This window comes from Collinsella aerofaciens (assembly GCF_015670745.1).
Classification (GTDB): domain Bacteria; phylum Actinomycetota; class Coriobacteriia; order Coriobacteriales; family Coriobacteriaceae; genus Collinsella; species Collinsella aerofaciens_T.
In genome coordinates this window covers 134,550-159,864 of the sequence record NZ_JADPCH010000001.1, presented here as the reverse complement: position 1 = coordinate 159,864, position 25,315 = coordinate 134,550, and the positions used below count along the sequence as shown (strand labels likewise).

The following is a 25,315-nucleotide window of genomic DNA, read 5'->3' as shown; positions in this document are numbered from 1 at the left end:
CACCGCAACTGAGGAGATGGGGCCGGCTACTTGAGGCTGCTGGCGACGACGGGGTGGTCGAGAGCTGCCTCGAAGCGGTCGGCCATCGTGGGGTCGCTGAGCGTGTCGACTTGGTTGAGCATGATGCGGGCATTGTTGAGGTTCAGCATCCGCAGCTCGGCATTGAGCACCTGGGCGACGCGCTCTGGGGTGGCAGTGTCGGTGAGCTCGCAGCCGCAACGCTCGCAAAAGAGCTCGGGGCGGTGGACAACCTCGGCGACGGGTTTGCCCAGTCCCGAGGCGCCGACGACCCAGACAACGTTTGCCGTGGCGGCGGGAATTACCGGCTCCCAGGCGGCATGCGCCTTGAGCGGGAGTCGCTTGCTACCGTCTGCCTCGGCCAACACATAGTCAAAGCGCTGTGCCAGCTCGCCGAGTGGCTCGGCGGGGGCGGAGAGCTTGCCTGTCTCCGGGTCCAAGATGCCTGCCTGGCAGATGCCTCCGCGTGCAAGCCCCGCGCAGGCCTCGCAGGTGCAGCCTGGGGCGTGTGGGGCACCTGGCTTCCAAGGCGCGGCGTCCAGGCGACGATTCGACCCGTCCCATGGCACGCCGGCAACGGGAAGCATATGCGTGGTGGTGCAGAGGAGCACGCGGCCGCCAGCGCGCATGAGCTCAAGACCCAGCGTTTTGAGCAACGTCGACTTGCCGCCGCTGCCGATAATCGCGGTAATGCCCGGCTCGATCCTGAGCGCCGAGGCAAGATTGCCGCTAACCGTTTCCATCTGTTCACCGCCGTATAATACTGTGATAATAAATAATCATCAGAGTAGCGGTCGAACCGCTTTTGCTCTGCTCAAACCGTAGCACAGGGAGGTGCCCCGGGAATGCTCGTTTATGTTCGCGGCGCCGGCGATATCGCCACGGGTGTCGCCGCTCGCTTGGTGCGCGCCGGCGTGTCGGTCGTTATGGCCGATATCGCGGTTCCCACGTGCATCCGCCGCACAATCAGTTTTTGCGAGGCTATTCGCCTGGGCGAGGTCCAGGTCGAGGGCATTCGCGCTCGCTTGGCGCAGACGCCGGCAGAGGCGCTCGAGATTACCCAAGCGGGGGATGTTGCCGTCGTGGTGGACCCTCAGGCCAAGATGCTCGATGAGCTTAAACCCGCGGCTGTGGTCGACGCGATTCTGGCCAAGCGCAACCTGGGCACCACGCGCGACATGGCGCCTACCGTCATCGCCGTGGGGCCGGGCTTTACCGCGCCGGTCGATTGCGACGCCGTGGTCGAGACCATGCGCGGGCATTTCCTGGGCCGTGTCATTACCCAGGGTTCGCCCCAACCCAACACGGGCGTGCCGGGCATTATCGCTGGCTATGGCAGAGAGCGCGTTATCCACAGCCCCGCCGCCGGCGTGTTTCGGTCCGACCGCGCGATCGGCGACATCGTGAGCGCCGGAGACGTGATTGGCTACGCGGGCGATTCGCCCATGTGCACGCAGATCGATGGCTGTCTGCGCGGGCTTTTGGCGAACGGCGTGCAGGTGACTGAGGGCTTTAAATGCGCCGATGTCGATCCGCGCGGCGATGCCAGCTATATCAACTACATTTCGGACAAGGCGACGTCGGTCGGCGGCGGCGTGCTCGAGGCACTCGCTATGCTTACCGATATCTTTAGAGGATAGAAGGCGGCAATGGAAAAGCTCGATGCTGTGAATGCGGCGCTTGTCGCCCTGCGTGCTGGCGAGACGTGCGAGCTCGTGGTCGTGGCCGGCACGGCGGGGTCGTCGCCGCGCGGCGTGGGCGCCTGGATGGCCGTCTTTGCCGACGGTAGCCAGGCGGGCACCATCGGCGGCGGCAAGATCGAGCTTTTTGCGCTGGACGAGGCGCGAGAGCTGCTGGCCGCGGGGCAATCGCGTCTGGTCCGCTACACCATGGGCGGCGAGAACTCCGATACCGGTATGATCTGCGGCGGAGCCATCTGCCTGTGCTATCTGCATCTGGATGCGATCCAGGCACCGTTGTTCCAGGAAATTGCCGACGTCTTGACGTATCGACGTATCGGCGACTTCGTCATCGACTTTGAACCGTTTATCGCAAACGCGCTCGAAGGCGATGTTGCCGAGTATCATGGCGAGGAATCGCGCCGCACCATTGCGGGCTGCCCCGGGCTTTCGCTGGTGGAGGAGGGGAGTAAGGTCACCTACACCAACGCAGCCTCCGAGATTCCCGCGGCGCACATCGAGACGCTCTGCCCCGAGGGCCTGACCTATATCTTCGGCTGCGGCCACGTGGGCGCCGCGACGGCGCGGGTGCTCACGGCGGCGGGCTTTGCCGTCGTGGCTTGCGACGACCGCCCCGGCACGCTGACCCCCGATTGGGTGCCCGGTGTCTACGACCGTCGTCTGGTCGACTACAAGAGCCTGAGCAAGCAGTGCCCCATCGGCCCGCGCGACCTGGTGGTCGTCGCCACGGCGGGTCACAAGTCCGATATCGACGTGGTGATTCAGGCCATGCGTGCCAAACCCGCCTATCTGGGCTGCCTGGGCTCGCGTCGCAAGACGGCCTTTGTGCGCGCCCGCCTGGAGCAGGAGGGCTTTACGCAGGACCAGATCGACGAGCTGCACCTGCCGATCGGCGTTGCCATCGAGGCCGAGGATCCCGAAGAGATCGCTATCTCCATTGCCGCCGAGATGATCAACCTGCGCCGCACCAAGCTCGTCCCCCGCAAGCGCTAATCGCATCCCCACCAATAAGTTGCGGTGAAATACGGATTGTTTAAGCCTGTTAGGTCGCCCAACAGTCCCTATTTCACCGCAACTGCTTTTTGGGACCCATTTGTGCGGGGGAGTTGTGGAGTTGTGCAGGCAGACGAGGTTTTTCTGGAAATACGCTCCCGATGCGCGTATAGTACCGATTGTTTTGTCGGCTCCTGCTGCGTCGAGTCCAAACCGCAAAATGCCATGAGCGGCGCGGATGCAGCCAGGAGGCACGAGGACAACCCATCGTGGCCACGCCCCGTGCTTAAAACCCCAAGAAGGAGTGAACAATGGCAGAAGAGAAGTATGTGCCGCGTCTGAAGACCAAGTACAACAACGAGGTCAAGCAGCAGCTTCAGGACAAGTTCCAGTACGAGAACGTCATGATGATCCCCAAGTTTGAGAAGATCGTCGTGAACATGGGTGTCGGCGAGGCCGCTACCGATTCCAAGGCCATCGACGGTGCCGTGCGCGACCTGCGCGCCATCACCGGACAGCAGCCGATGATCACCCGTGCCCGTAAGTCCATCGCTACCTTCCGCCTGCGCGCTGGTATGCCGATCGGCTGCAAGGTTACCCTGCGTGGCGACCGTATGTGGGAGTTCTTCGATCGTCTGACCTCCGTCGCGATCCCCCGTATCCGCGACTTCCGCGGCATTTCCGCCAAGAGCTTCGACGGCCGTGGTAACTTCTCCATGGGCGTCACCGAGCAGCTCATCTTCCCCGAGATCGACTTCGATTCCGTCGATCACCAGCGCGGTATGGACATCACTTTCGTGACCACCGCCAATACCGATGAGGAGGCCAAGGCCCTTCTGGACGCCTTCGGTTTCCCGTTCAAGAAATAGGTTCACCTGCCCTATAAGCGCCGTTCCCACAAGGGGGCGGCGCTTGGGGCGAACAATACTCTATGTGAGGAGGATATAAGTGGCTAAGACATCGATGATCGTCAAGTGCAATCGCAAGCAGAAGTTCTCTACTCGTGAGTACACGCGCTGCCAGCGCTGCGGCCGTCCGCACTCTGTGTACCGCAAGTTCGGCCTGTGCCGTGTCTGCTTCCGCGAGCTTGCACTCAAGGGCGAGCTTCCCGGCGTTAAGAAGGCCAGCTGGTAAGTCACTACCAGCGTTTCAAGCATCAGTTTGGAACAGGGAAAACGCGCTAAAAAGGCTTTGCCGTTAAGGGCGGCGAAGAACCAAGAGCACGTGTTCATCAAGAACGAAGGAGAATCTGTATGAACCTTACAGACCCGATCGCAGATATGCTTACGCGCATCCGTAACGCTAACTCTGTGAACAAGGCCACGGTCTCCATGCCGAGCAGCAAGAAGCTCGTCGAGATCGCTCGTGTTCTGCACGAGGAGGGCTACATCGAGGGCTACGATGTCGAGGACACCGTTCCCCAGAAGACTCTGCACATCACGCTTAAGTATGGTCCCAAGAAGGCTAAGGTCATCAACGGCATCCGTCGCATTTCCAAGCCGGGCCTGCGTAAGTACACCGGCGTTGCCGACATGCCCCGCGTCCGCGGTGGCCTTGGTACCGCCATTATTTCCACCAGCCATGGCGTCATGACCGACCGCGATGCTCGCAAGCACAACGTCGGCGGCGAGATCATCGCTTACGTCTGGTAATTCGCTCGGTAGGTAGAAGGAAAGGAGATCACCGTGTCTCGTATCGGTAATAAGCCTGTCCAGATTCCCGCCGGAGTCGAAGTGGCAGTCAACGGCAACAACGTTGTCGTCAAGGGCCCCAAGGGCCAGCTCGAGCTCAATGTCTTTGAGAAGCTCGCTATCAACGTCGAGGACAACGTCCTCACCGTTTCCCGTCCCGACGACGAGCGTGAGACCCGTGCCCGCCACGGCCTCACCCGCGCCCTCATCCACAACATGGTTGTTGGCGTTTCCGAGGGCTTCGAGAAGAAGCTCGAGCTCGCCGGCGTCGGTTACCGCGTCCAGCAGAAGGGCAAGAACCTCGAGTTCTCCCTGGGCTTCTCGCACCCCGTGATCGTCGAGGCTCCCGAGGGCATCACCTTCGAGGTTCCCGACAACACCCACGTGAACGTCAAGGGTATCAACAAGCAGCAGGTCGGTCAGATCGCCGCTGAGATCCGCGGCCATCGTCCTCCCGAGCCTTACAAGGGCAAGGGTATCCACTACGTTGGCGAGCACATCCGCCGCAAGCTGGGTAAGGCCGCCAAGTAGTCGTAACCGACTCACTCGCATAAGACCAGCACCCCGTCAGGTGCTGGCAAGATCAACCTTTTTAGGAGTTTACGTATGAACAAGCATAAGGCGAAGCTGGAAGGCCTCAAGCGTCGTCAGCGTCGTGTTCGCGGCAAGGTCTCGGGTACCTCCGAGCGTCCGCGTCTTCGCGTGACCCGTACTAACGCCAACATCTATGCCCAGATCATCGACGACAGCAAGGGCTCCAGCCTGACGCTCGTCTCCGCCTCGACCCTCGAGGCCGAGTTCAAGGGCACCCACACCTCGAACAAGGAGGCTGCGGAGAAGGTCGGTCAGCTCGTTGGCAAGCGTGCCATCGAGGCCGGCATCACCAAGGTCGCCTTCGATCGCGGTGGCCGTATCTACCATGGCCGCGTCAAGGCCCTCGCCGACGGTGCTCGTGCCGCCGGTCTCGAGTTCTAGGAGGTATGTAGCACATGGCTCGTAATCAGAAGCAGCAGCGCGAGGCCTCCGAGTTCGAGGAGCGCGTCGTTTACATCAACCGCGTGTCGAAGACCGTCAAGGGTGGTCGTCGCATGAGCCTCGTCGCTCTCGTCGTCGTTGGCGACGGCAAGGGCAACGTCGGCGTTGGCATGGGCAAGTCCGCTGAGGTGCCAATGGCCATCTCCAAGGCATCTCTCGATGCCAAGAAGAACATGTTCCACGTGCCGGTGACCGAGCAGGGCACCATCCCGCACGAGGTTCTCGGCCACTTTGGTGCCGGCCGCATCATCATCAAGCCCGCTGTCGAGGGTACCGGCGTTATCGCCGGCGGCGCTGTGCGTCCCCTCTTTGAGCTTGCTGGCATCAAGAACGTCCTGTCCAAGTCCCTCGGTACCGACAACGGCCTCAACATCATCAAGGCTGCCGTCGAGGGCCTCAAGGAGCTCTCCAGCCCTGAGGACGTCGCGGCTCGCCGTGGCCTGACGGTCTCCGAGATGTTCGTCGGTAAGGAGAACTAAGCATGGCTGACACCATCAAGATCAAGCAGGTCCGCAGCACCAACGGTTGCAAGCAGGACCAGGTCCGTACTGTCCGTGCCCTCGGTCTCCACAGGATCCGCGAGGTTCGCGAGATTGCTGACAACGAGTCCGTCCGCGGCATGATCTTCAAGGTCAAGCACCTTGTCGAGATTGTAGAGGAGTAGCAAATGCAGCTTCACGATCTTACTCCCGCGCCCGGTTCCACCAAGAACCGCAAGCGCGTCGGCCGTGGCAATTCTTCGGGTCACGGCACCACTTCTGGCCGCGGCCAGAAGGGCCAGGGTTCCCGCTCTGGTGGCACCAAGGGTGCCGGCTTCGAGGGTGGCCAGACTCCGCTGGCTATGCGCCTGCCCAAGCTTCCGGGCTTCCGCAACCCCCGTCGTATCGAGTACACCGCTGTTAATGTTGAGCGTCTCGAGCGTAAGTTCGAGGACGGCGCTGTGATCGACGGTGCCGCTCTTAAGGCCGCTCGCATCACCAAGAGCGAGTTCGAGCCCGTCAAGGTGCTCGGCAATGGTGAGCTCACCAAGAAGTTCACGGTCAAGGTCGACAAGGTCAGCGCTTCTGCGCAGGCCAAGATCGAGGCCGCCGGCGGAAAGGTCGAGCTGCCGTGCTAAATGGTCTTAAGAATGCTTTCCGCATCAAAGAATTGCGCGAAAAGATTCTTTTTACCATAGCTATGCTCGTCGTGTACCGCATTGGTGCGCACGTTCCTGTGCCCGGCATTCCCTTCCAGGGGATGCTGGGCCTTTTCTCGACCGATAACAATTCGGTCGCCGCAGGTGCTATGGCCCTCCTGAATCTTTTCTCTGGCGGTGCGTTGAGCTATGTGTCGGTGTTTTCGCTGGGCATCATGCCTTACATCACCAGCTCGATCATCCTCCAGATGCTCCAGGCCGTCGTGCCTTCCCTGCATGAGCTTGCCCGCGAGGGCGAGGTCGGTCAGACCAAGATTACGCAGTATTCGCGTTACCTCACCCTGGCTCTGGCAATCCTCAACTCCGTGGGCTACCTCTTCCTCTTTAAGAGCTTCGGCATCAGCTTTAATGGCGCCGGTGCTCCCGAGATCATCTTCGACCTCATGATCGTCGGTACGCTCACCGCGGGCGCCATGCTGATCATGTGGATTGGTGAGCTCATCACCCAGCGCGGTATCGGCAATGGCATGTCGCTGATCATCTTTGCGAACATCATGGCCGGTCTGCCGCAGGCTATCTTCTCCAGCACCGAGGGCAATGCCGGTGGCATCATCACCATGGTGATCATCTGCGCCATCATCCTGCTGGTTATCCCGCTGATTGTTTTCCTTGAGCGCGGCCAGCGCCGCATCCCGGTCTCCTACGCTAAGCGCGTCGTGGGCCGTCGCATGATGGGTGGCCAGACCACCTACCTGCCCATCAAGGTCAACACCGCGGGTGTCGTGCCGATCATCTTCGCTTCGGCGCTGCTGTACTTCCCGGCTCAGATTGCCGTGTTCTTCCCCGGCATCGGCTGGATTCAGGCAGTTGCCTCCGCGCTTTCGACCGGTTGGCTCAACTGGGTGCTTAACGTTGTCCTCATCGTGTTCTTCGCGTACTTCTACACCTCCATGGTGTTCAACCCCGATGACACGGCCGATAACCTTAAGAAGCAGGGCGGCTTTATTCCGGGCGTCCGTCCGGGTAGGGCTACCGCGGCCTACATCAAGAACGCGCTCAACAAGATCACGCTTCCCAGCGCTGTCTTTTTGGCGCTCATCGCCATCGTGCCTTCGATCATCTTCTCCTTCACGGGTAACCATCTGATCCAGGCATTTGGCGGCACGTCCATCCTCATCATGGTCGGCGTCGTGCTCGACACGGTCGATAAGCTCGAAGGCCAGATCAAGATGTATGATTACGATGGATTCTTTAAATAGGCTAGAGGAGGATTGCTCATGAACCTCGTATTGCTCGGAGCTCCGGGTGCCGGTAAGGGCACCGTCGCACAGGAGCTCGTCGCCGAGTTTGGCGTCGCCCATATTTCCACGGGCGACCTGCTGCGTGCTGCCGTCAAGGGTGGCACCGAGCTTGGTATTCAGGCTAAGAAGTACATGGACGCTGGCGAGCTCGTTCCCGACCAGCTCGTGATCGACCTTGTCAAGGAGCGCCTTGCCGCCGATGACGCCCAGCAGGGCTTCATCCTCGACGGCTTCCCGCGCAACACCGCCCAGGCTGTGACGCTCGATTCCGAGCTCTCCGCCATGGGTCGCGAGATCGATTGCGCCCTTCTGGTCGATGTGGCCCCCGAGGTCATTATCGATCGTCTGTCTTCGCGTCGCACCTGCCGCGCCTGCGGTTACACCGGCACCGCTGCCGATGCCACCTGCCCCAAGTGCGGTGGCGAGATGTATCAGCGCGACGACGACAAACCCGAGACCATCAAGAACCGTCTCGACGTCTACGAGAAGTCCACGAGCCCGCTCGTTGACTACTATCGTGGCCAGGGTCTGCTCAAGTCGGTCAACGGTGACCAGGCTCGCGAGACCGTGTACGGGGATGTCAAAGAGGCTCTCGGTCTATGATCAAGATTAAGTCTGCAACGCAAATCGAGCAGATGATGAAGGCAGGAGCGCTATCTAAGATGGCGCTCCGCCACGTTGGAGCCATGGTGCGCCCCGGCGTTTCGACTTTTGAGCTCGATCAGCTCGCGGAGCAGATTATCCGCATGCATGGCGGCACCCCGGCCTTTAAGGGCTACGGCGGGTTCCCGGGAACCATCTGCGCATCGATCAACGATGCCGTGGTTCACGGTATTCCCAACCCCGACATGATCCTGCGCGATGGCGATATCATCTCCATTGATACGGGAGCTGTCGTTGACGGTTGGGTCGGCGATAACGCTTGGACGTTTTTCGTCGGCACCCCCACGCCCGAAGCCAAGGCTTTGTGCGAGGTCACGCGCGATTGCCTTAAGGCTGCCATCGAGCAGGCTGTTCCCGGTAACCATATCGGGGACGTCGGTTATGCCGTTCAGTCCCTCGCCGAGTCTCACGGTTACGGCGTGCTTCGTGATTATGTGGGCCATGGCATTGGCCGCGTGATGCACGAGGACCCCAACGTTCCTAACTATGGAAAGAAGGGGAGGGGCGTTCGCCTCCAGGCCGGCATGGTCATTGCCATCGAGCCGATGGTTACGATGGGTTCCAATCATGTGAGTACAGGCTCCGATGGTTGGATCGTTACGACCAACGATCACCTGCCCGCCGCGCACTATGAGAACACCGTCGCCATTACCAATGATGGTCCGGTGATTCTTACCACGGATGCCCAAGGTGCTTGGTGCTCCCTCCAAGGCGGAGAAATGTAACAAGTTCCACTTAGATGTGGAGCCATTACGAAGATATTACGATACGTGCATGCGTATTGTAGAATACTCAATCGCTGTCGTTTTCTAGAGAAAGATGATTGCTTGTGAAGAAGGAAGACGCAATTGAGCTCGAGGGTACGGTAAAGGAACCGCTGCCCAACGCCATGTTTAAGGTCGAGCTCGAGAACGGTCATTCGGTTCTGTGCAATATTTCTGGCAAGATCCGAATGAATTACATCCGCATTCTCCCCGGTGACAGGGTTGTCGTGGAGCTTTCCCCGTACGACCTGACCCGCGGTCGCATCACCTATCGCTATAAATAGCGACACGCATACACGCTCTTTTCCGACTGCAGGCTTAGCTCAACCTACGGTCGGTTTGCGTGTGAAGACCAGCCATAGTTTTAAACGCCTGCGGCTGGGCGAGTAGATAGTAGGGAAGTAGTTTGAGCGCTACCGAAAGGAAGAACGATGAAGGTACGTCCTTCGGTCAAGAAGATGTGCGATAAGTGCAAAATCATTAGGCGCCATGGCAAGGTCCTCGTCATTTGCGAGAACCCCCGTCATAAGCAGCGTCAGGGTTAAGAGAGGAGACTACGTTGGCCCGTATTAATGGTGTCGACCTCCCGCGTGAGAAGCGCGTTGAGATCGGTCTGACCTACATTTACGGCATCGGCCGCACCACTGCGACGAAGATCTGCGTCGAGTGCAATGTTAACGTGGATACGCGCGTTAAGGACCTCACCGAGGATGAGGTTAACGCCATCCGCGATTATATCGATAAGAATCAGATCATGGTTGAGGGCGACCTCCGCCGTGAGCGCAACCAGAACGTCAAGCGCCTTATGGACATCGGCTGCAACCGCGGCCTTCGTCACCGCAAGGGCCTCCCGGTCCGCGGCCAGCGCACCCACACTAACGCTCGTACCCGCAAGGGCCCGAAGCGTCAGATCGGTGCTAAGAAGAAGAAATAAGGAGCGCTAGATAGATGGCTACTGCTAAGAAGAACGTTCGCGCTGCCCGTCTGAAGCGCGCGGACCGTAAGAACATTTCCGTGGGCCAGGCTCACATTCGTTCTACGTTCAACAACACGATCGTTTCGATCACCGATCCCCAGGGCAACGTCATTTCCTGGAAGTCGGCTGGCCAGGTGGGCTTCAAGGGCTCCCGTAAGTCCACGCCGTTCGCTGCCCAGATGGCTGCCGAGGCTGCTGCCAAGCAGGCCATGGAGCACGGTATGAAGAAGGTTTCCGTCTTCGTCAAGGGCCCCGGCTCCGGTCGTGAGACCGCCATCCGCTCCCTCCAGGCTGCTGGCCTCGAGGTCTCGAGCATCCAGGACAAGACCCCCATTCCGCACAACGGCTGCCGCCCCAAGAAGCGTCGTCGCGTGTAACTGAAAGGATCGTATCAATATGGCAATCGACAGGACTCCTGTTCTTAAGCGCTGCCGTCAGCTCGGGATCGATCCCGCTGAGCTCGGTTACAGCAGCAAGAAGGAATCTATCCGTCAGCCCAAGCGCCGTCGCAAGGAATCTGAGTACGGCATGCAGCTGCGTGAGAAGCAGAAGGTCAAGTTCATCTATGGCGTTCTGGAGAAGCAGTTCCACGGCTACTTCAACAAGGCCCGTAAGATGAACGGCGTCACCGGTGAGAACCTCATGATCATCCTTGAGTCTCGCCTCGACAACGTCGTCTTCCGTCTTGGCTTCGCCCGCACCCGCAAAGAGGCTCGTCAGTCCGTCCGTCACGGTCACTTCACCGTGAACGGCAAGCGCGTGGACATCCCGTCCTACCGCGTCAAGGCCGGCGACGTCGTCGCTGTCGGCGAGAAGTTCCGTGACCTCCTCCCCATCAAGGAGGCCCTGATTTCCTCCGAGCGCTTTGAGGTCCCTGGCTGGCTCGAGGTCGATATCGAGAAGCTGTCTGGTAACGTGCTCGCTCTGCCGACGCGTGAGCAGATCAGCGGTGATATCAACGAGCAGCTCATCGTCGAGCTCTACTCTAAGTAGTCCATCCGGGCTGCTGAGGCTGGAGGTAATACATGTCAGAATTCATTAGGCCTCAGGTTCAGGTCGAAGAGATCAACGAGACCTCTGCTCGTGTCTCCGTCGAGCCGCTCGAGCGTGGCTACGGCGATACGCTGGGTAACTCGCTTCGTCGTGTTCTTCTGTCCTCGCTCGAGGGTGCCGCCGTTGAGGCCATTCAGATCGATGGTGCGCAGCACGAGTTCATGACCATCCCTAACATGGTCGAGGATGTCACCGACATCGTCCTGAATGTCAAGGGTCTTGTCTTCAGGGCTCTCGGCACGACCGACGAGGCGACCGCCACCATCTCGGTTGACGGCCCCTGCGAGGTCACCGGTGCGGACTTCTTTATTCCGTCCGAGTTTGAGCTGGTCAACCCCGAGCAGCACATTGCTACGCTCACCGAGGGTGGCCATCTCACCATGAGCATGCGCATCGGCTATGGCCGCGGCTATGTCTCTGGCGAGGCTAACAAGCGTGACAACGATCCCATCGGTGTGATCAACGTCGACTCGCTGTACTCGCCGGTGTCCCGTTGCGCCAAGCTCGTTGAGGCTTGCCGTGTCGGTCAGCATACCGACTACGACCGCCTTGTCCTCGAGATCGAGACCAACGGTTCCATCGCCCCGCGCGACGCCGTGGTCCAGGCTGCCAATATCATCAACCAGCATATGGCCGCCTTTATGAACCTTGCCGAGACCCCCGAGGTCGAGGAGGAGGCTTCGATCTTCGCTCCCGAGGTCACCAACGACAACGCCGAGCTGGACAAGCAGATCGAGGATCTGGACCTTTCCGTCCGTTCCTACAACTGCCTTAAGCGCGCCAGCATTCACTCGGTCCGTCAGCTCGTTGAGTTCTCGGAGAACGATCTGCTCAACATCCGTAACTTCGGTGTTAAGTCGATCGAGGAAGTGAAGGACAAGCTTGAGTCCATGGGCCTGAGCCTGAAGGCTTAATGCTTCGCATATTTGAGGAGAAACTAGACCATGCGTCACAACGTTAAGAAGGGCCTGAAGCTCGGCACCGATGCGAGCCACACCAAGGCCATGAAGAAGAGCCTTGCTAAGGCCCTCTTCGAGAACGACCGCATCAAGACTACCGAGACCCGCGCTAAGGCGCTGCGTTCGGTCGTCGACCCGATCATCACCTGGGCCAAGAAGGGCGACCTGCACTCTCGTCGTCTGGCTATCGCCAAGCTCGGCGATAAGCAGCTCGTTGCCGAGATTTTCGACAAGGCTGCTCAGGGCATGTGGCAGGACCGCAACGGCGGTTACACCCGCATCATGAAGCTCGGTAACCGTAAGGGCGATAACGCTCCTATCGTTATCATGGAGCTCGTCACCGAGCCTTGCACGCCTAAGGCCAAGAAGGCTGCTCCGGCCCCCAAGAAGGCCGCTGCTCCCAAGAAGGTCGAGGCTGTCGAGGAGGCTCCTGCTGAGGAGACCGCTGAGTAGACATTCCGTCTGCATAGGCTATATTCGAGGGGTACGTTCGCGTACCCCTCTTTTTTTGTCGCGATACCGTTACTTGTTTGTTGGGAGCGCCCATGACTGCGCCGTCTGATTTCAATTCGATTTCCGAGCTTGACGCCACGCTCGTATTTCGCGTGGCCTATGATGGCTCGTCGTATAGCGGATTTGCCGAGCAGCCGGGACAGACGACGGTTGCGGGTGAGCTGCGTCGAGCCATCGAGACGCTGCTTCGCCGTCCGATCGATCTGACGTGCGCAGGTCGTACCGATGCCGGCGTGCATGCCGTGGCTCAGTACATCAGCGTGCCCGTAACGAACGCTGAGCTCGCCCTTACGCGCCGTAGGTGGCTGCGGGCTATGGATGCCCTGCTGCCCAAAGATATCGCCATCAACGAGGTCTACAAGGCTCGTAAGGGCTTTTCTGCGCGCTTTGACGCGCGTTCCCGTACGTATACGTACCGTATTGCCGATCGAGATGCGCGCCCCGTGCTGTCCCGCGGTGCCGTGTGGTGGCATCGCTATCCCTTGGATGTTGAGGCTATGTCTGCTGCCTGCCCCGCGCTGCTGGGCGAACAGGACTTTAAAAGCTTTTGCAAGGTTGCTTCTGCCGTGGGCAAACCTACGCACCGCTGCGTAATGCGCGCCGAGTTTGGCCATGAGGTTGCGTTTGGCGAGGACATCCTGACGTTTACCATCGAGGGCAATGCGTTTCTGCATTCGATGGTCCGTACGATCGTTGGCACGCTTGTCGCGATTGGCATGCATCGCCGTGAACCCGAGTGGATGCGCGAGGTCATCGATGCTTGCGACCGTACCGCTGCGGGCCCCACGGCTCCTGCCTGCGGCCTTACGTTTATGGGCGTGGATTACGATCCCGCCGAGCTCGTCGTGCTCGACTAGGGGAGGGCTCGACGCGTCGTGCGTCGACACCCATTATCTGTGGGCTGCGCGTGTGCAACATCTGTTCTTGGCGTGCAATACAACCGGTGTCTCATTGCTTTTATTGCCGGGGTGTACCATGAACCACGGTTTGATTCATTGCTGTCGAGAGGACGGATAACTTGGTTCGACGTGGCTCGCATCCGCGACTTTCGGTGATCCTTGTGGTAGAAGGTTCGCCCAGCTATGCGATGCGTGCGCTCGAGAGTATCCAGAACCAAGACCTCTACGATTTGCAGATTGTCGTTGTTTGCCGCGATGCTGCGCCCGGTGTGCGCCATTCGCTTCAAGTTGCTGCCGACAGGGACATCCATATTGATTTGATTGACGTCGAGGACGCGAAGCGCGGCGCTTGCCTTCGTGCCGGTTTTGCTGTCTCGCGCGGCTCTCAAATCATCGCTATGAACGCCGATGAGTGGTTTGCTCCGCAGTCCCTTTCCAAGATGGTCGATATCGCGTGCGATACTGCGGCAGACATAGTGTTCCCCACGGTGTCGCTCGACCGCTATGATGCACATCGAGAACGCCATTCGCGCGTCTTGGATGCTGCCTCTATTGCCATAGAAGACGAGTCTTCTATGGTGACTGGGCTGCCCCAGTTGATTTTGGGCGGCCTAGTCGCTCAGACCTCTGGCGTGATGTATAGCCGTCCGCTGTTTGAGGCATGCCTGTCGCGCGGCAAGGCGTACCGTACGGTTGAGTTTATGGCTTATGCGCTCTCGCAGGCACGATTCGTGTCCGGCTGCGGCGACGCTTGTTTCCACGCGGTGGCACCTAAGCTTACAGATGCCTTTGATCCCACCATGTATGCCAGGATATCCGATGACACTCGAGCGCTCGACGAGCTTGCGGACTCACTCTCGGAAGCAGATAGCGGTGGTCGGCTCAAGCTGGCAAGCCAAAAGTTCTACTTTGCCGGACTGGTCGCCTGCATCGAGAATTTGTGTCTTAGCCCGCATGGAGTGTCGTCAATCGAGCGTTCCGCCCGCATGCGTGATATGCTCGAGGCGCCTCGAACCCGTCAGATGGTCGCCGCGCTCAAGGATAACCATCGGGGACTCGGTTTGTTGTTTGGGCCGATCGCCAGCGCCAAGCCCGCGCGCTGCGTGATGTGTACGCATCTGGCAGCTTTTCTTAACCGGACGGGCGCAAAAACCGCCTAAACGGCTCATTTCGAAACATATTTGCATAGAATTGTTTCGAAATGCGTTCTTATACACAAAAGCCTTCAAATAGCGTTAAACTATTCAATCACTGATTGATTGTCTCCGCCATCTTTTGGAGAGAGGGTTTGTATGGCTAAAAAACGCAATGGGCGCCAGGATGCCATTAGAGATATTGTGCGCAATAAGGACGTCCGCACGCAGCGCGTGCTGGTCGATGAGCTCCGCGCTATGGGCTTTGATTGCACGCAGGCGACTGTCTCTCGCGATATTGCCGATATGGGGCTGCGTAAGCTCCCTGAGGGCATCTATGTTCTGGCAGAGGACCTGCACCTGCAGCGTATGGTTTCCGAGCTCGTAACGGGCGTTCTGCGTACCGATAATCTGGTTATGATCAAGGCTCAGCCTGGCACGGCTTCCGGCATCGCCGCCGCCGTTGATGCGGCGGAGTTGCCCGATGTGCTTGGCTCGCTTGCCGGCAACGATACGATTTTGGTTATTGCCCAGACGGCCGAGGACGGCGAGCGTCTTGAGGCGCTGATCAATAAGCTGAGCAATTCTCGCAAGTAGGCGTGCGGGTCGTGCGCTCGGCACTGTGCGCGCTGACATCGTGGCTTGTAAGGGGTATCGACGTTGGTCGGTACCCCCTTTTTGTTTGCCGGTATAAAGACCGCCCACCAGGTCGCTTCAAACTAAAAGGCCCCCGAGCAGTTCAATAAGCTGCTCGGGGGCCTTGTTGCTTATGGCCGGATGATTTCTAGCCGACCGTATCGTCGGGCGTGGGCGAGGGGTCGGGAGTGGGCGTGGGCGTAGGCGTGCCGCCATCGCCGCCGGTCGAACCACCAGTGGATCCGCCCGTCGAGCCACCGGTCGAACCACCAGTGGATCCGCCCGTCGAGCCACCGGTCGTACCGGTGCCGCCGGTGGTGTCGCCGCCCGTGGTCTCGGTGGTCGTGGTCGTCGTTGTGGTAGTGGTTTCCTCTTCGTCCTCGTTCTCGTCCTCGTCGTCGTTCTCCGTCTTCTTGGTGTTGTTGGTGCCGTAGAACTTCCAGACGCTGTTGTTCTTGTAGGTGGGAGCCGTTCCGGTCGCAAACTCCTCGCGCTCGGTACCGGTCAGAACGGTGTTCATAAACCGCTTAAAGACAGGCAGGTTGGTGCTGTCGCCCAGCAGGTCTGTGCCGTATTTTTGGATGGGGATCTCGCCCGCGGAATAGCCGGTCCACAGGGCGCACGCCAGCTGCGGGGTATAGCCGCAGAACCACAGGTTAGTGGTGTTGTCGGTGGTGCCCGTTTTGCCGGCATAGGGCTGGTTGACGCTCAGGGCGCCAGCAGCACCCGTACCGCCGCCCTGCATGACGCCGGACAGAACATCGGTGACCGCTGCGGCCTCGCCCTCGGTAAGCACCTGTGAGGGATTGTCGGTGTGCTGGTACAGCACCGAACCGGTACGAGAGTCAATCTCGGTGATGGCGATCGGCTGGCGATAGTGGCCGCCGTTGGCAAACGTCGCGTAGGCGGCGGCCATCTCGAGCGGCGAGATCGAGCCGGTGCCGAGCGTCATGACGGGAACGTCCTCGATGTTGTCCTTGGCGGGATCGATGCCGAGCTTTTTGACGAGCGAGATGATCTTGCTGTTGCCGATGGCTTCGGCCACCTGAATGTAGCCGGTGTTGGATGAGTATGCCGTTGCCTGCTTAAGCGTGATGTTGCCATAGCTCTGGTTGCCGTAGTTTTGCACCTCGGTCGTGGTGCCCTTGGCCTTGAGCGGCGAGTTGCAGTTGAGGGTGACGTTGGGGTTCATACCGTTTTGGATGGCAGTTGCCAGCGTAAAGGCCTTAAACGTGGAGCCCACGGGGCGCTTTGCCGTAGCGTGGTTCACGTGATTCTCATCGGCGTTGTAGTCGTAGCCGCCTACCATGCACTTGATGTAGCCGGTCTTGGGGTCAACGACGACCATGCCCATGTCCAGGCCGTCGAGCGAAAGCGTGTCGAGCTGCGAGCGCACAGCCTCCTCGGCCACCTGCTGCATGGTGGGGTCGATGGTGGTCTTGACGGTCAGACCGCCCTTAAAGAGCACGTCGGTGGAGAACTCCTGCTCAAGCAGCTGCTTAACGTAGGAGACAAAGTAGGGCTGAGAATACACATCGACGCCACTGCCCGAAATCTCGGTCACGTTAAGCGTGATGGGCTCAGCCTGTGCGGCATCGTGCTCTTCCTGCGTGATGTGGCCCAGACGCAGCATGTTGTCCAGAACCTTATTGCGGCGGGACAGCGCCAAGTCGGGATTAACCGTGGGGTCGTACTGCGAGGGCGAGTTGGGAAGGCCGATGAGCAGCGCGGCCTCGCTCAGGGTGAGGTCGGCGGCGGTTTTGGACAGATAGGTCTCGGCGGCGGCCTCGATGCCATATGCTCCATGGCCGTAGTAGATGGTGTTGAGGTACATCATGAGGATCTCGTCTTTGGAGTACATATCCTCCATCTTGATGGCGATATAGGCCTCGCGCACCTTACGCTCGATGGTCGAGTCGAATTGTTCCTCCTGCAAGATGGTGTTGCGAACCAGCTGCTGGGTGATGGTCGATGCGCCCTCGTGGCCGCCGGTGAGGGTTGCCACCGATGCGCGTGCAATGCCCCAGAGGTCGATGCCGCCATGCTCGTAGAAGCGCTCGTCCTCAACGTCGACGGTGCCCTGCAGCACGTACGGGGACACTTGGTCCTTGGTGATGGACTTGCGGTTTTGCGTGTAGAAACTCGCAATGGTATTGCCGTTGCAGTCGACGATGTCGGTGGGCTCGCTCACCAGATACGCGTTGGCATCGGTGTAGTCGGGCAGATCGGACAGCCAGCGGTTGACGTTGCCGATCATGCCGATGCCAAACGCTACGCCCGCGATAAGCAGAAAGCCCAAAAACGAGAGCAAGATCATGGGAAGGGCATGCGTCTTAGAGCGACCGCGCCCCTGTCGTTGGCGAGGACCCATATATTGACCTCCAGGTATGTCGTGCCAGGCGGCAGGTATGCTACCGGGCAGGATGGACATAAGTTATTACACGATAAACCAATCGGGGCATGCGGGGCCTCGTGTATGCTGGTTGGCAGCAATTTTCAGAGTGAAAGCACACCTTGGCAAGGAGTTTACCGATGGCGATTCGGCCGATGGAATCGAGCGGGCAATGCGAAAGCGAGTTGGCGGCGGCTGAAGTGGCGCTGCCCGAACTGCTGGCGCCTGCTGGCGGACTCGACCAGATGCTCGCGGCGATTGCGGCGGGTGCCGATGCCATCTATGCGGGACTGGACGGATTCAACGCTCGAGCGAGCGCGCATGGCTTTAACGATGATGAGTTCGCGCGCGGTTGTGCCGTGGCCCATGCCCATGGCGTGCGTGTGTACGTGACGCTCAACGTGTTCGTGTTCGATGATGAGTTTGCCGACGCCGTGGCGTTGGGGGCGCATGCGCGCGCGTTGGGTGCCGATGCGTTGATTGTGGCCGATGCCGGGCTGGCCTGTGCGCTTCGTGCGGCGATTCCGGGGGTCGAGATTCACCTGTCCACTCAGGCGGGCGCTCATAGCGAGGGTGCCGTGCGGTTGGCTGCCAAGGAGTTGGGCGTTGAGCGCGTGACGACTATGCGCGAGCTGAGCGTTGCAGAGATTGAGACGCTTTGTGCTACTGGCGTGCCCATCGAGGTGTTCTGTCACGGCGCTATTTGCATTGGATACTCGGGTGCGTGCGGGTTCTCTGCCCTTCGACGTGGCCGCTCTGCGATGCGCGGTGATTGCACGCAACCGTGCCGTCTATCCTATGACTTGGTGGACGAGGCGGGGCAGAGTGTTGTCGCTGTCGAAGGGGATCGCCTGCTTTGTCCGCGTGACTATTTGGGCATCGCGCATCTGCCCGAGCTTGTTGCCGCCGGCGTGGCATCGCTCAAGATCGAGGGCCGCATGAAGAATCCCGACTACGTCTTTAACGTGGTGAGGGTGTGGCGTCGGGCGCTCGATATGCTGCGCGACGGCACATGGGATGCCGATGCGGTGCCGGCGCTTGAGCGCGAGCTGGGAAGGTCGTTCAACCGCGGCTTTACCGATGCGTATCTGCGGGGCCGTTCGGGCGCCGAGCTCATGAGCTTTGAGCGCGCGATCAACCAGGGCGTGCGCGTGGGCCACTTGGTGGCGGTGGGTCACGAAGAGGTGACGGTTGAGCTTGATGCCGCCGTGGCGGCGGGCGATACGCTCGAGATCCGATTTTACCCGGGTGCCGACGCGCGTCCCGATGTGCCCAAGCGCTGGCCACAGGTGCCTTGCCCCGTGGATGCCGCTGCGGGAGAGCGCATCGTCGTGCATTGCAAACGCAAGGTGGACGCGGGCTGTGAGGTCTATCTGATTCGCAGTGCCGGCGTGCTGGGGCAGACGGCAACGGTGTTGGAGCGCATGCGGGTCGAGGCAGATGCGGTCGCGCCTGCTGAGCGGTCCGTTGAGGTGCTGCCGTTTGAGGGCGTTCTGGCAGATGGCGACGTGCCGACGGAGTTGGCGGGACCGGCGGAGCCGGCAAAGCATGAGGCTTTTGCTCGTATGGTCTTTGCCTGGGAGCTGATGGATTTGGATCCGCGCGATGAGCGGGATCTGTCCGATGCGACGGTGGTGCTCGACGAAGTGTGCCGCGCAGGCGACGCCGAGCGGACTCGAGCGCTTATGCAACGTGCCGGGCGTATTGTTTGCCGCAACCTGGGGCAGGTGGCGATGGCCCGCGAGCTGGGCACGACGTTTGACGTGGCGGCGCCGGTGTTCTGCGCCAATCGGGCCACGCTTGCCTGGCTGCGCGGGCTTGGCGCGAGGTGGGTATACTTGCCTGCCGAGTTGCTCAGCAATGACAGGGAGCGTATTGCCGAGCTGGCTGCTGAACCCGGCGTCTTGGGTCCGTTCGACGCCGACTGTCCCGAGCTTATGGTGTGCGAGCACTGCCTGCTGACCGCCGAGGGCGTCTGCGCCACCGATGCGACGGGGCAGGTCCGTTGCCGCGACTGCTTGCGTCGTCGGCAGGTGCGCTATCTGGTCGAGCGTGACGGTACGCGTCTGCCAGTTGCCATCGACGCATGCGGCAGGACGAGGATTTTCCTGTCGTAGATGCTGCATCGCGTCAGTTTGTTATCATAAGAGAGTTTATGGACTTCCAGCACCGCCGTTTTCGGCGAGGGTGCTATAGCAAAAGGAGGATACCCAATGCTGTCTGTTGACGAGCAAATGCGTATCATCACCTCGGGCGCCGCGCAGATCGTCCCCGAGGCCGACCTTCGCAAGAAGCTTGAGAAGGGCGAGCCCCTCAACATCAAGCTCGGCGTCGATCCCACCAGCCCCGACCTGCACCTGGGCCACGCCGTGCCGCTGCGCAAGATGCGTCAGTTCCAGGACCTGGGCCACAACGTCACCCTCATCATCGGCAACGGTACCGCGCTGATTGGCGATCCTTCGGGCAAGAACTCCACCCGCCCGCAGCTTTCGCAGGAGCAGATCGAGGCCAACGCCGAGACCTACGTGAGCCAGGCCATGAAGATCCTGGATCCCGAGAAGACCACCATCGTGCACAACGGCGACTGGATCTTGTCGATGGATCTGGCCGGCCTGCTGCAGGTGTGCTCCAAGTTCACCGTCGCCCGTATTCTCGAGCGCGACGACTTTACCAAGCGCTACCAGTCCCAGACGCCGATCGCCCTGCATGAGTTCCTGTATCCCGTGATGCAGGCTTACGACTCCGTGCAGATCAAGGCCGACGTGGAAATGGGCGGCACCGATCAGCTCTTCAACCTGCTCGCCGGCCGTGAGCTCATGGAGAAGATGGGCATGGAGCCCCAGATCGCGCTCACCATGCCGTTGCTCGAGGGCACCGATGGCGTCCGTAAGATGTCCAAGTCCTACGGTAACTACATCGGCCTGACCGACGCGCCCAAGGATATGTTCGGCAAGACCATGTCCATCCCCGACGAGATGATCGGCAAGTACTACCGCCTGGCGAGCTCGCTCACCCCGGCCGAGGTCGACAAGATCGACGCTGCCCTGGCCGACGGCTCCGCCGATCCCTATGAGCTCAAGCGCGCTCTGGGCCGCGACCTGTGCGACACCTACCACGGCGCCGGTGCCGGCGACGAGGCTCAGGCCGAGTTCGACCGCGTGTTCAAGGAGGGCCAGCTCGCCGACTTCCCCGAGAAGCATGTTGAGCTGACTGTTAACGACGAGGGCCAGATCTACCTCGCCGGTCTGCTCAAGGACCTGGGCCTTTCGGCCAGCGCCGGCCAGGCCCGTCGCGACATCGACGGCGGCGGCGTCAAGATCAATGGCAAGGCCGTGGCTCCCAAGAGCTACAACATCGACCCCAGCGCCCTCAAGCTGGGCGACACCCTCTCCGTGGGCAAGCGCAAGGGCTTTAAGTTGGTCTAGCAAGTAGGTCAACCTAACATGTGCAATAGGGCCGCAGCCGGGATTCCCGACTGCGGCCTTTTTAGATGATCCCTTGGGGACGGAGGAAAACGGATCACCGAGGGGGTCGGTTTGGCCCGGTGATCCGTTTTCCTCCGTCCCCAAGGGATCATTTGGCAGTGCCGTTAAGCGGAAGGGGTGTTATCGGCGGCCTCCTTTTGGGCATACAATGGCTATTGGTTTGCTGCGGTGAAGGCATGTCCGCTCCGCAGCTTTTTTCTACGGTTAAAGGAGTATGTATGTCCGTTGAGGTCATGAGGACTGTGATCGAGGCCGCCGAGGGCCGCGTGCCCGTCGACACGCTGTTTACCAATGCGCAGATCGTCGACGTGTATGGCCAGCGTGTGGCGCCCGGTAGCGTTGCCGTCAAGGACGGTGTGATCGTCGGCGTGCTCTACGACGGTCGCGACGATGCCGCCGGCGCCTACGAGGCGACCGAGGTTATCGACTGCCAGGGTCGCTATATCGCCCCCGGCTTTATCGACGGACATCTGCATATCGAGTCCTCGAACATCCGTCCCGCCGAGTATGCGCGCATGGCGGCGACGCGCGGCACCACCACTGCCATCGCCGACAGCCACGAGATCGCCAACGTTTCCGGCCTGGACGGCCTGCGCTTTATGATCGAGGACGGCCGTCGCGCCCCCATTTCCATCAAGTACATGATGCCCTCGTGCGTGCCCGCGCTGCCCGATGAGCAGGCCGGTGCCGTCATTACCGCCGCCGATATGCAGGCGTTTTTTGCCGAGCATCCGGGCGATGTCTTTGGCCTGGGCGAGATGATGAACCTGCCGGGCGTCTTTATGGCCGATCCCGAGACCTGCGCTCGTATCGACGCTGCTAACCAGACGCCGTCCAAGCAAGTCGACGGCCATGCGCCACTTGTCGCCGGCAAGGACCTCAACGCCTATGCCGCAGCAGGTATTATCGCTGACCATGAGTCGACGATTCCCGAGGAGGCGCTCGACAAGCTGTCTCGCGGCATGTACGTGATGCTGCGCGAGGGTACGTGCAGCCATGACCTGGCCAACCTGTCGCCGATGCTGCTGGAAAACCCCGCCCGTGCCCGCCGCTGCTGCTTTGCGACCGACGACCGCGCCCCTTCCGACGCGCTTTCGACCGGCATGATCGACAATGCCTGCCGCGTGGCTATCGAGGCCGGCATCGACCCGGTGGTCGCCATCTCCATGGCGTCCCTTTCCACGGCTGAAGCATTTGGCCTGGATCACGGCTGCCGCGACCCGCACGAGCTCCGCGGCGCCATCGCCCCGGGCAAGCGTGCCGACCTGCTGGTGCTCAATGACCTGACGTTTGCCACGGCTCCGCATCGCGTATATGCCGCCGGTGCCCTGGTGGCGCAGGACGGTACCTTTGTGGGCGAGATTGCACCCGAGATGGCCGAGGTTGCGGCCCTTGCCGACGAGCTGCGCGCCTCCGTTAAGCTGCCGAAGCTTTCGCTCGACGTGTTCGACTATGCCTTTAAGCCGGGCGAGGCCGTGATCGACGTGGTGCCGGGTAAGGCCATCACGGGTATGGTTCGCCCCGAGAGTGCCGAGGGCCTGCGCCGCATTATGCTGATCGAGCGCCATGGCCGCGGCGTGTCGCTGCAGGCCGAGGGCGCCGACGGTGATGGTCCTGCGGGCCTGGGTCTTGTCGGCAAGCATATCGGTCGCGGCTGGGTGCGTGGCTTCACCATCACAGGCGGTGCCATCGCCTCGACGATCGGTCACGACTCGCACAACGTATGCGTGGTGGGCGACAATGCCGCCGATATGATGGCTGCCGTCGAGGCCGTGGGCCAGGGCGGTCACGTACTGGTGCGCAACGGCGAGGTCGTGGCGCGCATCCCGCTGGCGCTCGGCGGCCTGATGAGCGAAGGCACGGCCGAGGATGTCGCCGCGCAGCACGACGACTTTATGGTCAAGGCGCGCGCCATGGGCATCGAGCCGCCGCTCGACCCCATCATGGGCATCATCTTCCTGCCCCTGCCGGTTATCCCGACGCTCCGCATCCGCCCCGAGGGCATGTTCGACGTCACCACCTTCACCTATGCCGACTAGTCATCGGGGATGCACTTAAACGACTAGTTGTAACGTTTATGACTGCGGGGTCTTATTTGAGCTCCCTTTGGGTACGTTGGAATTGGATACACGTTCGATTCCAACAAGCCCGAAGGGAGCTTTTCCATGTTTAAACTGATTGCATCCGATATGGACGGCACGTTGCTTGACGAAAACAGCCAGGTGCCTCCCGAGACCTACGAACTGATTCTGGCGCTACACGAGCATGGCGTGCATTTTGCCGCATCGTCAGGTCGCCGCTACGATCGCCTGTGCGAGTTCTTTGCGCCCGTTCGCGACAAGATGGACTTTGTCGCAGCTAACGGTGCCCAGGTCTACGCCGACGGCAAAATGGTAGACCGCGAGGTATATTCGCACCTGGCGATTCGAAAGCTCGCCCAGGCCGTCGCGACGTTTCCCAATCTGCATCTTGCACTCTTTGACCGAATCAAGTCCTTTTTGCTCGATGACGAGTGCAAGTTCGTGTGTGAGGTCGATAAGGACCTTCCCAATGCCGAGCGTATTTGGGAGCTGCCCGATCCCAGCGTAAATATCATCAAGGCGAGCATCTTTTGCGACGACGGTGCCGTTATGGACAGTGCCTACGTGCTACAGCGCGAGCTCGGTCAGCTCTTTACCTTTGCGCCTTCTGGAAACGCGTGGATCGACGCCATGCAGCCCGGCGTGTCGAAGGCCTCGGGCATCGCGCAGCTTGCGGAGCATTACGGCATTGGGCGCGACGAGGTCATGGCGTTTGGCGACTCGATGAACGACTATGAGATCATTCGCTTTGTCGGCACGGGCTGCGCGATGGAAAACGCGCGCCCCGCGCTCAAGGCCGTTGCCGATCGCGTGGTGGGTCGTAACCGCGACCATGCCGTCCAACAGGAGCTCCGTCGCGTGCTGGAGAGCCTCGCCTAATCCGGCAGTTGGGGACGTTCCTTTTCTGCCGGCAGCCGGGGACAGTCCTTGCGGTTTTCCGTGGGTAGCTAAAATAGCCCCGTCCCAAATTAGCTACCCTGCCGGGTTGCTGCTGCTAGGCGAGGGCAGCCATGATGGCGTGGGCGACGCCGTCGTGGTCGTTGTCGAACTCGGTGATGGCGTCAGCGGCCTCGCGGTCCTCGGGCTCGGCGTTGATCATGGCCATGCCGTGGCCCGCCGCCTGCAGCATGGGGATGTCGTTGATGTTGTCGCCAAAGGCCCAGGCGTCGGCGAGACGCTCGCCCAGGTGCTCGCATAGCCAAGTGAGGGCCGTTCCCTTGGTAGCGCCCTCGCCCATGACCTCGATATTCATGGCGTACGAACGCGTGACCTCGATCCCGCCGAGCGAATCAAGCGCAGCCGCGATGGCGTCGCGATCGGCCGGGTCGTGCCAGTACATGGCGATGCGTTCGAGTGTCTCGACCTCGTCGATCTTGCTGTCGATATCCATGTCGATCGGTGTTCGTGTGCGCTTGAGCGAAGCCGCGATGTGCGGGTCGCCGCCACAGAACTCGTCTAGGCGCGTGTAGAGCGAGCGGGGGAGGAAGCACTGCCCGTCCGCGAAGATATCGAAGGTGACGTCATGGCCGGCGGCAATGCTATGGACACGGTGGGCGATGGCGCGGTCGAGCGGTCGGCTCAAAATGCGCGTAGCACGTGAGGTATCGGTGGGCATACCGTCGTCGAGCTGCCAGACGCTGGCGCCGTTGGCGCAGACCGCGTAGTGTACGGCGGGGTGGGCGAGGATGGGCTCAAAGACGCCCGACAGCGGGCGCCCCGTGCAGGGCACAAACTCAATACCGCGTCTCGCAAGCTCGTCGAGCATCGCCCAGGCGGCGTCGCTCATCTGCTTATCACTCGTCAGCAGCGTTCCATCCATATCGGAAAACACAATCATTCGCTGCGATCCTTTCTACTGGCATAAAAAGCGTGGCCGAGGGCGGTG

Annotated in this window: 30 protein-coding genes; 27 read left to right on the top strand and 3 right to left on the bottom strand. The window is 60.6% G+C overall.

Annotated features, from left to right (window positions below):
• Nucleotides 1–26: 26 nt before the first annotated feature.
• A complete protein-coding gene (yqeC, locus tag I4W07_RS00660; RefSeq protein WP_196025271.1) occupies nt 27–761 on the bottom strand; it encodes a selenium cofactor biosynthesis protein YqeC in 735 nt (244 codons plus the stop codon).
• Between the two features lie 102 nt (nt 762–863).
• Between yqeC and yqeB the strand changes: the two genes are divergently transcribed.
• From yqeB to I4W07_RS00545, 23 genes are all read left to right on the top strand, one after another.
• Complete coding sequence (yqeB, locus tag I4W07_RS00655; RefSeq protein ID WP_196025270.1) at nt 864–1,658, top strand: selenium-dependent molybdenum cofactor biosynthesis protein YqeB; 795 nt, start codon at nt 864–866, stop codon at nt 1,656–1,658.
• Nucleotides 1,659–1,667: 9 nt separating this feature from the next.
• Nucleotides 1,668–2,711: an XdhC family protein gene (locus I4W07_RS00650; RefSeq protein ID WP_196025269.1), complete on the top strand. Its 1,044-nt coding sequence runs from the start codon at nt 1,668–1,670 to the stop codon at nt 2,709–2,711.
• Between the two features lie 311 nt (nt 2,712–3,022).
• Nucleotides 3,023–3,580, top strand: a complete 558-nt coding sequence (rplE, locus tag I4W07_RS00645; protein ID WP_006235260.1) for a 50S ribosomal protein L5 — start codon at nt 3,023–3,025, stop codon at nt 3,578–3,580.
• Between the two features lie 79 nt (nt 3,581–3,659).
• Nucleotides 3,660–3,845 (top strand): type Z 30S ribosomal protein S14, encoded by a 186-nt coding sequence (locus tag I4W07_RS00640; RefSeq protein WP_022094280.1) that lies wholly within the window; start codon nt 3,660–3,662, stop codon nt 3,843–3,845.
• Between the two features lie 119 nt (nt 3,846–3,964).
• Nucleotides 3,965–4,363, top strand: a complete 399-nt coding sequence (rpsH, locus tag I4W07_RS00635; RefSeq protein ID WP_006235262.1) for a 30S ribosomal protein S8 — start codon at nt 3,965–3,967, stop codon at nt 4,361–4,363.
• A gap of 33 nt (nt 4,364–4,396) precedes the next feature.
• Nucleotides 4,397–4,933 carry a 50S ribosomal protein L6 gene (gene rplF, locus I4W07_RS00630; RefSeq protein WP_118259158.1) on the top strand — a complete coding sequence of 179 codons (537 nt, stop codon included), beginning with the start codon at nt 4,397–4,399 and terminating at the stop codon, nt 4,931–4,933.
• A gap of 75 nt (nt 4,934–5,008) precedes the next feature.
• The gene (gene rplR / locus I4W07_RS00625) at nt 5,009–5,377 is read left to right on the top strand and encodes a 50S ribosomal protein L18 (RefSeq protein WP_006235264.1); all 369 of its coding nucleotides are present in this window, start codon (nt 5,009–5,011) and stop codon (nt 5,375–5,377) included.
• A gap of 14 nt (nt 5,378–5,391) precedes the next feature.
• Nucleotides 5,392–5,916, top strand: a complete 525-nt coding sequence (gene rpsE, locus I4W07_RS00620; RefSeq protein ID WP_006235265.1) for a 30S ribosomal protein S5 — start codon at nt 5,392–5,394, stop codon at nt 5,914–5,916.
• A gap of 2 nt (nt 5,917–5,918) precedes the next feature.
• On the top strand, nt 5,919–6,101 hold the full coding sequence (gene rpmD / locus I4W07_RS00615; RefSeq protein ID WP_006235266.1) for a 50S ribosomal protein L30: 183 nt from the start codon (nt 5,919–5,921) through the stop codon (nt 6,099–6,101).
• A gap of 3 nt (nt 6,102–6,104) precedes the next feature.
• Nucleotides 6,105–6,554, top strand: coding sequence for a 50S ribosomal protein L15 (gene rplO, locus I4W07_RS00610; RefSeq protein WP_006235267.1), 450 nt, complete (start codon nt 6,105–6,107; stop codon nt 6,552–6,554).
• Entirely contained in the window at nt 6,548–7,834 is a 1,287-nt protein-coding gene (secY, locus tag I4W07_RS00605) for a preprotein translocase subunit SecY (RefSeq protein WP_035137447.1), read from the top strand. Before rplO ends, secY begins: the two co-directional genes overlap by 7 nt.
• Before the next feature lie 18 nt (nt 7,835–7,852).
• A complete protein-coding gene (locus I4W07_RS00600) occupies nt 7,853–8,479 on the top strand; it encodes an adenylate kinase (protein ID WP_006235269.1) in 627 nt (208 codons plus the stop codon).
• The gene (map, locus tag I4W07_RS00595) at nt 8,476–9,264 is read left to right on the top strand and encodes a type I methionyl aminopeptidase (protein ID WP_196025268.1); all 789 of its coding nucleotides are present in this window, start codon (nt 8,476–8,478) and stop codon (nt 9,262–9,264) included. The genes I4W07_RS00600 and map overlap by 4 nt, the downstream gene beginning before the upstream one ends.
• A 104-nt stretch (nt 9,265–9,368) precedes the next feature.
• Nucleotides 9,369–9,587, top strand: a complete 219-nt coding sequence (gene infA, locus I4W07_RS00590; RefSeq protein ID WP_035137443.1) for a translation initiation factor IF-1 — start codon at nt 9,369–9,371, stop codon at nt 9,585–9,587.
• Between the two features lie 147 nt (nt 9,588–9,734).
• The gene (gene rpmJ / locus I4W07_RS00585) at nt 9,735–9,848 is read left to right on the top strand and encodes a 50S ribosomal protein L36 (protein WP_006363204.1); all 114 of its coding nucleotides are present in this window, start codon (nt 9,735–9,737) and stop codon (nt 9,846–9,848) included.
• Nucleotides 9,849–9,862: 14 nt separating this feature from the next.
• Nucleotides 9,863–10,237 (top strand): 30S ribosomal protein S13, encoded by a 375-nt coding sequence (gene rpsM, locus I4W07_RS00580; RefSeq protein WP_022094275.1) that lies wholly within the window; start codon nt 9,863–9,865, stop codon nt 10,235–10,237.
• A gap of 14 nt (nt 10,238–10,251) precedes the next feature.
• Entirely contained in the window at nt 10,252–10,656 is a 405-nt protein-coding gene (rpsK, locus tag I4W07_RS00575; protein WP_006235274.1) for a 30S ribosomal protein S11, read from the top strand.
• A gap of 19 nt (nt 10,657–10,675) precedes the next feature.
• Nucleotides 10,676–11,272 carry a 30S ribosomal protein S4 gene (gene rpsD / locus I4W07_RS00570; protein ID WP_006235275.1) on the top strand — a complete coding sequence of 199 codons (597 nt, stop codon included), beginning with the start codon at nt 10,676–10,678 and terminating at the stop codon, nt 11,270–11,272.
• A 32-nt stretch (nt 11,273–11,304) separates the two neighbouring features.
• A complete protein-coding gene (locus tag I4W07_RS00565; protein WP_195246761.1) occupies nt 11,305–12,246 on the top strand; it encodes a DNA-directed RNA polymerase subunit alpha in 942 nt (313 codons plus the stop codon).
• Nucleotides 12,247–12,276: 30 nt separating this feature from the next.
• The gene (gene rplQ / locus I4W07_RS00560) at nt 12,277–12,744 is read left to right on the top strand and encodes a 50S ribosomal protein L17 (RefSeq protein WP_006235277.1); all 468 of its coding nucleotides are present in this window, start codon (nt 12,277–12,279) and stop codon (nt 12,742–12,744) included.
• 92 nt (nt 12,745–12,836) lie between these two features.
• The gene (gene truA / locus I4W07_RS00555) at nt 12,837–13,661 is read left to right on the top strand and encodes a tRNA pseudouridine(38-40) synthase TruA (protein ID WP_196025267.1); all 825 of its coding nucleotides are present in this window, start codon (nt 12,837–12,839) and stop codon (nt 13,659–13,661) included.
• Nucleotides 13,662–13,864: 203 nt separating this feature from the next.
• Entirely contained in the window at nt 13,865–14,863 is a 999-nt protein-coding gene (locus I4W07_RS00550; protein WP_138375096.1) for a glycosyltransferase family 2 protein, read from the top strand.
• 132 nt (nt 14,864–14,995) lie between these two features.
• A complete protein-coding gene (locus I4W07_RS00545) occupies nt 14,996–15,433 on the top strand; it encodes an arginine repressor (protein WP_006235280.1) in 438 nt (145 codons plus the stop codon).
• 187 nt (nt 15,434–15,620) lie between these two features.
• Here I4W07_RS00545 and I4W07_RS00540 read toward each other — a convergent pair whose 3' ends face one another.
• Complete coding sequence (locus I4W07_RS00540; RefSeq protein WP_196025266.1) at nt 15,621–17,843, bottom strand: transglycosylase domain-containing protein; 2,223 nt, start codon at nt 17,841–17,843, stop codon at nt 15,621–15,623.
• Nucleotides 17,844–18,004: 161 nt separating this feature from the next.
• On the opposite strand from I4W07_RS00540, the gene I4W07_RS00535 reads away from it, so the two are divergent.
• From I4W07_RS00535 to I4W07_RS00520, 4 genes are all read left to right on the top strand, one after another.
• Nucleotides 18,005–19,981 carry a U32 family peptidase gene (locus I4W07_RS00535; protein ID WP_196025265.1) on the top strand — a complete coding sequence of 659 codons (1,977 nt, stop codon included), beginning with the start codon at nt 18,005–18,007 and terminating at the stop codon, nt 19,979–19,981.
• A 96-nt stretch (nt 19,982–20,077) separates the two neighbouring features.
• The gene (gene tyrS / locus I4W07_RS00530; RefSeq protein ID WP_196025264.1) at nt 20,078–21,289 is read left to right on the top strand and encodes a tyrosine--tRNA ligase; all 1,212 of its coding nucleotides are present in this window, start codon (nt 20,078–20,080) and stop codon (nt 21,287–21,289) included.
• 278 nt (nt 21,290–21,567) lie between these two features.
• Complete coding sequence (locus I4W07_RS00525; protein WP_196025263.1) at nt 21,568–23,388, top strand: adenine deaminase; 1,821 nt, start codon at nt 21,568–21,570, stop codon at nt 23,386–23,388.
• A gap of 126 nt (nt 23,389–23,514) precedes the next feature.
• Complete coding sequence (locus tag I4W07_RS00520; RefSeq protein ID WP_196025262.1) at nt 23,515–24,309, top strand: Cof-type HAD-IIB family hydrolase; 795 nt, start codon at nt 23,515–23,517, stop codon at nt 24,307–24,309.
• A 115-nt stretch (nt 24,310–24,424) separates the two neighbouring features.
• Here the strand turns inward: I4W07_RS00520 and I4W07_RS00515 are convergent, their stop codons facing one another.
• On the bottom strand, nt 24,425–25,267 hold the full coding sequence (locus tag I4W07_RS00515) for a Cof-type HAD-IIB family hydrolase (RefSeq protein ID WP_196025261.1): 843 nt from the start codon (nt 25,265–25,267) through the stop codon (nt 24,425–24,427).
• Between the last annotated feature and the right edge of the window lie 48 nt (nt 25,268–25,315).